The organism is Mycobacterium colombiense (genome assembly GCF_001953985.1).
Lineage (GTDB): Bacteria > Actinomycetota > Actinomycetes > Mycobacteriales > Mycobacteriaceae > Mycobacterium > Mycobacterium colombiense_B.
This window is the reverse complement of sequence record NZ_MBEI01000056.1, coordinates 305,891-313,708: the sequence shown is the minus strand read 5'-3', so window position 1 is coordinate 313,708 and position 7,818 is coordinate 305,891. Positions and strand designations below refer to the sequence as shown.

Sequence of the window (7,818 nt, the reverse complement as noted above, 5' to 3'; positions counted from 1 at the left end):
CGACCTAAACCACAACACCGAGTGTCAAGGATCAACCGAAACAGAAACGTAAACCATCAACCGACTCTGAACAGGGGGGCACGTCAGAGGTGGTTTTTCCCGGTTAGGGGCAACTAGGCGACCGCGCTCGCGTCGCCCTCTTCAACTGCCGTGCACGACACATGCAGCGCTGTTGTGAGCCGCTCGAATTGGCAGTCGTGACATAACACCACATCAATCCCGGGCAACCGGCGGATTACGGCATTTGACTTGGTAGCCACGCGGTGGCAGTGACCGCACTTCAGATACGCGGCGGAGTGTTCGATGATGCGGGATGCGACGAGGGCGGAGGGATCGACCATGGATCGATTCTGTCCCACGCCTCTTGTCGTCTGCTGAGAGGCTAGCCAGCAATCTCCCAAGAATCAGTTAGGAATCTGCTGAGTGCGGGCCGCGGTCCTCAATCGCGGGATCGTACGCACACGGGTTCACCATCTCGTCGTGCGGCGGAGGTTGATGTGGCTGCGATAGCGAAACCCGTTCCGCGACAACGGCTGACGATAACCACCGGCAACCAGAGCATCCTGCCGAGGCGGCACTTGATGTCCCTGGCATGTGGCCGATCGGGGAAGAGGTATGCATCGACGGCTCGCCGGAAGAGGATGGTCCCATGACCACCACACCGAATAGCGCCCTCATCCCGACCTTCGCCGCACTGCGCTTTGCCACCGGCGTGGCCTCGTGGGCGGCCCCAAGCAGAGCCGCCCACCTGTTTGGACTGGGTTCTGCGAGCCAGCCACTTCTCACCCAGCTCTTCGGGTCACGCGAACTGACGCTCGCCCTGGCCGTCGCGGATCCCGCATCACCGCAGCTGCGCACCCGCGCATTGCAACTTGGGCTGCTCACCGACGCCCTGGACATCGTCGCGACCCTGCGCGGCATCCGACGCCAGACGCTGCGACCGATCGGTGCGATCGTGACCGGTGGCGGCGCGGCGGTGTTCCTCGGCATGGGCCTTACCGCGCTGGCGAACCAGAAACGCGCCGCCGCCTCGACGGCATAAGCGGAAGTGAGTTGGGTCACCTCGGGCCCCCACGCGGGCAGCCTTTCGGCCGCTCGGATGTTGCAGACTGCAGTCACTGGTTCCGACGGTGGCCCTCACTTAGCGAGGCTGACATGCGGCAGACCATCATTCGCCAACGCTCGGCTGCCCCTTTCCCCATTGCCGAGACGCTGTGGGTCATCGCGGGCACCATCCTGCTGCTCGCCCTAGGAGATGTCGTGATCGTGTCGGCCCTCGCGCTGACCGCGGCGGCCATCGCGGCCGCGTGGTGGATCCGTCGCACCGCCGGGCGTCGCGCGCAGGGCAGCGAGGCGGCGCTGGCTTCCGTGTCTCATTTGCCGACCGGGCACCGCCAGCCGAAAAAGGCGTCGGCACACGCGCCCTGGCATCGCCACAGCGCCGCCTAGGCACCGTCTCACCTCAGCCGACGCGTCTTCACCCCCAGGTGGGCCGCGGCGGTGTGGCCTTGGATTTGTCGGCCGAGGACAAATGCACGGCGTGCACACCCGGCTTCTTGGCCAGCTGATCCAAAAGGCTTTCCAGATGCGCCTTGTCGGTGTGCCAGTGCTGCACCGCCTCGGGCGCCTGCTGCAGTTCCGCCAGGACGGTCTTGAGCTTGTCCGGGGTCTTGCCGGCGTTGTCCGACGAGCGGCGAGCCGGGCTTCGCACAGCGCCCCCGGCCAATCCGCGGGGCATGGCACCACCGAGCGCGCTTCCGGCCAAGCCCGCCAAGGCCATCTCGGCCGAGAGGCCACTCGCCGCCGCCGCGACCGTCGGGGCGGCGCCGGTGGTCGTGTACTCCAACACCGTGGCGGCGAGCTTGACGCCCGGGCTAGCCGCAGCCCAGCCCGGCGGCACGGACAACGCCCCCGCGAGACCCGCGCTGCCGGCGCTCGCCGATACGGCCGCCGCGCCCACCGCCTGCGTGCTCGAACCCAGGCTGGCGAACAGCGGCCCCTCCAGTTCGACCGCCGTGTCGCTCCACGTCCGCGCCGTCGCCACCAGGCCCAGGCTGATGCTGAGCAACGTGTCGTTGACCGGACGGAGGGCCTTGGTGACGAACTCGACGTTCGCGGCGATCCTCGCCAACGGCGTGGAATTCAGGTTGTTCAGCCACGTCGCCAATGACGACGCCTGCGACGACGGGTCCGCCGCGGGAGACACGGCGGGCGACGCGAGGCCTTGCAGGGTTCGCGGCGTCGCCGACATCAGCTGCGACAAGGCCGACTGCATGTTGGCGGGCGCCGTGCCGGCTGCTCGGGCGACCGCCCCCGATTGACCGCCCGCTCCAACGGGATTGGTGGTTTGCGGCGCCGAGTTGAATGGCGTCATCTGCGCGGCGGTCGCCGAGGAACCGGCGTAGCCGTACATCGCGGCGGCGTCCTGCGCCCACATCTGCCCGTACTCCGCCTCGGTGGCCGCAATCGCGGCGGTGTTCTGGCCGAAAACGTTGGTCGCCACCAGCGACGCCAGCTGACTGCGGTTCTCGGCGACCGCGACGGGGGACACGGTCGCCAGGAACGCGGTCTCATAGGCGGCCGCCGCGGCTCTGGCCCGGGAGGCGGCCTGCTCGGCCTGCGCGCCGGTGGAGCTCATCCACTCCACATACGGCGTCGCCGCCGCCGCCATCGCCACCGACGACGGACCCTGCCAGCCGCTGGACAGGTTCGAGATCACCGCCTCGTACGCTGCGGACGCAGAATACAGCTGGGCGGCCAATCCATCCCAGGCCGACGCCGCGGCCAACAGCGACCCCGAGCCGGGCCCGGCGTACATCCGCCCGGAGTTGATTTCCGGCGGTAAGGCTCCAAAATCCATTGCTGCTCCTCGATATTGGCGACCGCGGCTATTCCTGCGGGTCGTCTGAGTTGATGACGATGATCGTGGCGGTGGTCGCCGCACGACCGAATGCGCTGCCCCCGAAGCCCATTTCGCGAGCAGAACCACCGGCGTTGGCCGCGACACGACCGGCCAGGCCGGACGCGGCCAGGTTGCCGAACAGCGGCCCCTGCCCCTCCGTGGCGAGGGCGGCGGGGGCACCGGCAAAGGCGGTCTGGGGCAACACCGCGGCGACCGACCGGATTTCCGGGGCCGCCGCGGCCCATCCCTGCGGCACCGACAAGCGACCGACCGCTCCGGCACGGCCTATGCCCGTTGACGTTCCGGCGCTTACCGGGACAGTCGAGCGGACCACCCGCGTCTCCGAACCCAGCCCGCCGCCCAGCGATCCCAGCTTGGACCTGTCCCTGTCGAGCCGCTGTCTGGCACTGTTCACGTTGGCCACGTTCTGGGGCACCAGGTAGCTTTCGACACCCAGCAGGTACGGGCTGCCCGCGATGCCATACAACGAGATGGGCCCCAACGGACCCGTGAAGGCCGAGTCGAACGCTGACAGCAGCGACGGATCAGCGGCGGTGGGCGTGGTTAGGCTTTGCAGCGATTGCGGCACGGCCGACATCAGTTGCGGCAGTGCGGTTTGCGTGTTCGTCGCGACAGAGGCGCCGGTCGCGTGCGCGACGGCAGCGGCCTGTATCGCCATCCCGCCCGGGTTGGCGGTCTGCGGTGGCTGGCCGAATGGGGTTATTTGTGCGGCGGTTGCCGCCGAGCCGGCGTAGCCGTACATCGCCGCGGCATCTTGCGCCCACATTTCGGCGTACTGCGCTTCGGTGGCCATGATCGCCGGAGTGTTCTGACCCAGGAAATTGGTGGCGACCAGCGCCATCAATTGGGCTCGGTTGGCCGCTATGACCGGCGGGGGCACCGTTGCGAGGAACGCGATCTCATAGGCGGCCGCGGCCGCCCTCGCCTGATTGGCGGTTTGCTCAGCTTGGGCGGCGGTCGCGCTCATCCATGCCGCATACGGTGCCGCGGCGGCGGCCATGCTGCCCGATGATTGACCCTGCCACGCGCCGGTCAGGTTTGCGATCACCGACTCGTACGATGCCGCCGCGGAGTGCAGCTCGGCGGCCAACGCATCCCAGGCCGCCGAGGCAGCCAGCATCGGCCCCGACCCGGGGCCGACATACATTCGTCCGGAGTTGACCTCGGGCGGTAAGGCTCCGAAATCCATTGGTATACCTCATTTTTCAATCGATCGGCAATCACACTTGCGCTTGGCAACACGCGGCCCGATGTGCTGTTAACGCCCGGAGCAGCAATGCCGATGGCAGAACAGGCGCGCTATGGCGAGCCGGCCTGACTAGGGGGTATTGATGTTGTGGCACAAGGCAATCGATGGATTCCCCGTGCGACCTGAAGTTGGCCACGGCGTTCGTCGGCCGTGGTGATATGCCGACGTCATTGGAGTTGCTGCGCAACGCCGATCACGGCATAAAAGGCTGCGGGTCGAAGGCTAGGATCCCCTGTTGCGCCACGGGCGATGCCGACGGCGCTGCAGATACGATTCGACTCGGCGACTGTGGCGATCAGCAATCACTTCGATTGCACGCCAGCTATCTTGGCGGTCTTGCGCACCGACGGGAGCGGTCAGGCCGCGCAGTGCGGTCAGACACTTCATCAATGCAGACGCAGGGAGTGAACCCGCGTCGAGAGACCTCATTGCAATGCTCCTGCACGGCGCTGGCAATGCCGTAACGAACTCCCGCCCTACCAGTAGATGACCAGGCAATCCTACTTTTCGTGTTTACGCCCTGTCCATATCCCGTTCGTTACTCGTGCACACGAGCGCACGATTTCTCAGTACGCGCCCATCGGCGGTGGACGGCCCGTTCGGATTCCGGATCATCGCGATGCCGGCGCGAGAACGTGGGGCGCCACGCGTGCTCGCAAAATCGGTGGCCACGCCCTGGCACAGGCGCTCGGCGCGCCTTCGGACCACGCGTCAAGGATCGACGTCGCGGGACAACTTCAGGTCCCACGCAGTACGGAAAAGAGGACTAGCATCTATACCGTGCGCGTGAGGAAAGAAACGTAGCGCCCGTCGCTTCGTAGGGCATGAGACGAGCCTGCGATGCGGAAGCTGGTCGCGACACTTATGGCCGTTGGGGCCGTGATGCTCGGCGGGGCCGTCGCCCGCGCCGAGAACCAGCCGCCGCCACCACCTCCCGCCCCCTCGTTCTACGCACCGAAATGCTTGAATTTCGACCCCAACCCGCCGGCACACTGGAACTACCTGCCCTGCGGTTGGACGACGGACGGCAAGCGGTGGATTCCGCCGCCGCCGTAGCCGATACCCCCTGACGCAGATCGGCGACGACGGCCGCGAAAAACCCTCAGGCGCTGGCTAACTCGCTTTGAGGTGCCCGCCTCCGCGGCAGCTAACGCCGCAGACGCCCGCATCCCCCCGGGCGTCTGCGAGCGAAAGCGCCTGGTCGATCGGAACACCACTGCAGTCCAGGCCGTTGACCACGAGGCCCAGGCTGATCGCGCCGTCGGCGCGGGTTCCTTCGATGCACACCTCGATGTCTCGGAGCCCCGGCCTTCCCACCGTCCAGAAGTCCGGCCGGTGGCCGTCGAACACCGTGTGGGTGTCCACACCGTCGACACCCTCCCGTCGGGAAGGCGCACCCGCCGACGACATGGGCACATCGTCGGGCAACGCCGCCGCCGCGAGAGGAGTGAGCGGGTCGGCGAGGCCGCAACAATTGTCGTGATACTCCAAGGCGATCATCCTCGCCCTCCTCTCACTCGGCCATCGTTGTTCGACGGCAACGGTTTACGGCAGCACGGTGTGCATCAGCATCACGTCGTATGCCGACCACAGCGACAGGTTGAAGTACAGGTCTCGTCCCGACGACCAGGGATGGATCATCGGCGCGTAGATACCGCCGGGCATTTGGAACGAGGACACCAGCGGCTGCTCGGGACTCCACGGCCCTTGCGGCGTCGGCGCGGTCCGTGCCACGACGTCGTTGCTGCCGCCGTCGGTGTAGAGCACCAGGTATTGCTTGAGATAACTGTTGTACTGGGCCGACATTTCGCCGACTGGCCCCGGGAAAATCGGTGTCGCCGCGCCGGGATTGTTCGCCACCCAGTGACCGCCGTTGTCGCCGTTCCAGTACTGGTACTTGGTCAGGTCGGGCAGTTGATTCGGTGGGACGCGCGAGAGGAACGCCGCACCGCCACGCCCCGACGGGGTGCCGAACTGGTAGAGGTAACCGTCGTTCCCCTTCAGGAACGCGCCCATCTGGAAGTTTTCATTTCCGGGCGTAAACCCAGCTCCCGGAATGGCATCCGGCGAGGCCGTGCGAATGGTGGTCGGGAAGATCCCCCAGTTTTGGCCATTGTCATTGGATCGGGCGATCGCCGAGTAGTTCGTCGACCATTCGCCGTCACGGCCCCACTGGCGGATGGACATGTAGCTCATGTACTGGGTTCTGCCCATGGACATCGCCGCGGTCGGAATGATGCCCGTCTCGTGGGCCGCCTTGTGGATGGTGTTGACGACCTGCTTGGAAAGTCCGGGCGCCCACACCGGCGAGCCGGAGTATCTGTCGTTCGGCACACCGTCGGCGATGTGAATCCCCTTGGACAGATCGTGGTCGTTACTGCGGAACAAGGTGTTGTAGCGCCACTGCTGGCCGTGCACCTTGCAATAGCCGAAGGTGTCACCGAAGGCCATCAGTACCTGTCGGTTGGCGGGATCGCCGTTGTCCCAGGCAATCCCGAGGTCGGTGCCGGAGATGCTGAAACGTTGCAGGGTCTTGTTGGGTCCGTTCGGTCCGGTCACCCAGTCGACGAGCGAGGTCGGAGCCCCCGCGATCGAAGGGGGCGGCGGTCCGGGCTCGGGCTGTGGCTGCGGCCGCGGCATAGGCGCGGCGTTCGGGCGCAGCTGGTTGGCATTCGGCGGGACCGGCATCCCGGGCGCGGGCGGATTGGGTCCGGGTGGCAATACCTCGGCTTGCGGATACATCGGCGCGGACGGGTCGGCTCCGGGCCCCTCGGCTCGAGGGTGCACCGGTGCGGAGTATTGCCGCCCCGGAGCGGCCGGCTTGAGCAACGACGAAATCAGCGGACCCAGCCGCGGTAGCGGCGCCTGATCATTCGTGTGCGTGGGCCTGCGCCCGACTGGCGGCTGGACAACGGGCTGGGGTGCGGGCATGGCCGGCGGCGCGGCGGGAGGTTCGACGTTCGCCTCGGGCGCCCCGCACGGAGTGGCGTTTGCAATTGGCGCGGGCCCCACCACAAGGACGAATCCGATAGCGGCCGCCGACGCCATCGATAGCGACACACTTCGCAGAAACGCCGACATGTAGCACCTTTCGAGGGGTAGGACACCGCGGTGACGTCCTTCAGCTGGCCCATGTGACGATAGTGAGCCGCGGGACAAATGTGACCAGTGATGAGCTGATAGGTATCCATCCGTGACCGTGTCGCAACGCAGCGATCCCCGTCCACGGCGCACCCGGCGGGTGATTAGCTCCCTGTCCATACGGGCAGCTGGGAGGCCTTGATAGCTTTGCCATGGCCACGGCCACGCTGGACCACTTGGCTGCCGGCGCGGTGCCAGGATGGATCCCGGCACCGCCCCACCGGCGGCTGGGCCGACCGCTCGCCCGAAGCCGGCTTGTCGTTACGAGGAGGGCACCCCATCACCCGATCGCGCGCCAGCGGCGTGGGGGCTGCGGGGTGCCGCATGGAGCGACATCGACTTTGCTGGGTGACCGACCGGAGCCGCCGCCGAGAAGCGGCCCGAGCCGCGATCCGCATTCGGTACGGACGCACCACATTGGCGCAGCTCAGCCTCGCGCGCGCGGAACCGTCAAAGCCTCTGTTGCACACACGCTAAACGAGATTCGTCATTCGGCCGGCGCAAC

General features: G+C 66.8%; 8 protein-coding genes. 3 read left to right on the top strand and 5 right to left on the bottom strand.

The genetic code is table 11. From position 1 onward, the window contains the following. Positions 1-113: 113 nt before the first annotated feature. Positions 114-341, bottom strand: coding sequence for a hypothetical protein (locus tag A5732_RS27095; protein WP_142256630.1), 228 nt, complete (start codon positions 339-341; stop codon positions 114-116). A 308-nt stretch (positions 342-649) separates the two neighbouring features. Here A5732_RS27095 and A5732_RS17225 point away from each other — a divergent pair, with 308 nt between their 5' ends. Both A5732_RS17225 and A5732_RS17220 read left to right on the top strand, forming a co-directional pair. Further along, positions 650-1,042: a hypothetical protein gene (locus tag A5732_RS17225; protein WP_076051338.1), complete on the top strand. Its 393-nt coding sequence runs from the start codon at positions 650-652 to the stop codon at positions 1,040-1,042. Positions 1,043-1,155: 113 nt separating this feature from the next. Continuing rightward, positions 1,156-1,449 carry a hypothetical protein gene (locus A5732_RS17220; protein WP_076102835.1) on the top strand — a complete coding sequence of 98 codons (294 nt, stop codon included), beginning with the start codon at positions 1,156-1,158 and terminating at the stop codon, positions 1,447-1,449. A 28-nt stretch (positions 1,450-1,477) separates the two neighbouring features. Here the strand turns inward: A5732_RS17220 and A5732_RS17215 are convergent, their stop codons facing one another. Continuing rightward, entirely contained in the window at positions 1,478-2,860 is a 1,383-nt protein-coding gene (locus A5732_RS17215; protein WP_076102834.1) for a PPE family protein, read from the bottom strand. A 28-nt stretch (positions 2,861-2,888) separates the two neighbouring features. Continuing rightward, positions 2,889-4,112, bottom strand: a complete 1,224-nt coding sequence (locus A5732_RS17210) for a PPE family protein (RefSeq protein WP_076102833.1) — start codon at positions 4,110-4,112, stop codon at positions 2,889-2,891. A gap of 900 nt (positions 4,113-5,012) precedes the next feature. Here A5732_RS17210 and A5732_RS17205 point away from each other — a divergent pair. After that, positions 5,013-5,228, top strand: coding sequence for a hypothetical protein (locus tag A5732_RS17205; protein WP_076102832.1), 216 nt, complete (start codon positions 5,013-5,015; stop codon positions 5,226-5,228). A gap of 57 nt (positions 5,229-5,285) precedes the next feature. Here the strand turns inward: A5732_RS17205 and A5732_RS17200 are convergent, their stop codons facing one another. After that, positions 5,286-5,672 carry a hypothetical protein gene (locus tag A5732_RS17200; RefSeq protein WP_076051295.1) on the bottom strand — a complete coding sequence of 129 codons (387 nt, stop codon included), beginning with the start codon at positions 5,670-5,672 and terminating at the stop codon, positions 5,286-5,288. A gap of 45 nt (positions 5,673-5,717) precedes the next feature. Further along, a complete protein-coding gene (locus A5732_RS17195) occupies positions 5,718-7,253 on the bottom strand; it encodes a DUF4185 domain-containing protein (RefSeq protein ID WP_076051296.1) in 1,536 nt (511 codons plus the stop codon). Positions 7,254-7,818: the final 565 nt, after the last annotated feature.

Excerpts from the sequence above, each read along its gene's own strand:
- A5732_RS17195 (WP_076051296.1), bottom strand. The coding sequence starts at position 7,253 with ATGTCGGCGTTTCTGCGAAGTGTGTCGCTATCGATGGCGTCGGCGGCC.
- A5732_RS17210 (WP_076102833.1), bottom strand. The coding sequence starts at position 4,112 with ATGGATTTCGGAGCCTTACCGCCCGAGGTCAACTCCGGACGAATGTAT.
- A5732_RS17225 (WP_076051338.1), top strand. The coding sequence starts at position 650 with ATGACCACCACACCGAATAGCGCCCTCATCCCGACCTTCGCCGCACTG.
- A5732_RS17205 (WP_076102832.1), top strand. The coding sequence starts at position 5,013 with ATGCGGAAGCTGGTCGCGACACTTATGGCCGTTGGGGCCGTGATGCTC.
- A5732_RS17220 (WP_076102835.1), top strand. The coding sequence starts at position 1,156 with ATGCGGCAGACCATCATTCGCCAACGCTCGGCTGCCCCTTTCCCCATT.
- A5732_RS27095 (WP_142256630.1), bottom strand. The coding sequence starts at position 341 with ATGGTCGATCCCTCCGCCCTCGTCGCATCCCGCATCATCGAACACTCC.
- A5732_RS17215 (WP_076102834.1), bottom strand. The coding sequence starts at position 2,860 with ATGGATTTTGGAGCCTTACCGCCGGAAATCAACTCCGGGCGGATGTAC.
- A5732_RS17200 (WP_076051295.1), bottom strand. The coding sequence starts at position 5,672 with ATGATCGCCTTGGAGTATCACGACAATTGTTGCGGCCTCGCCGACCCG.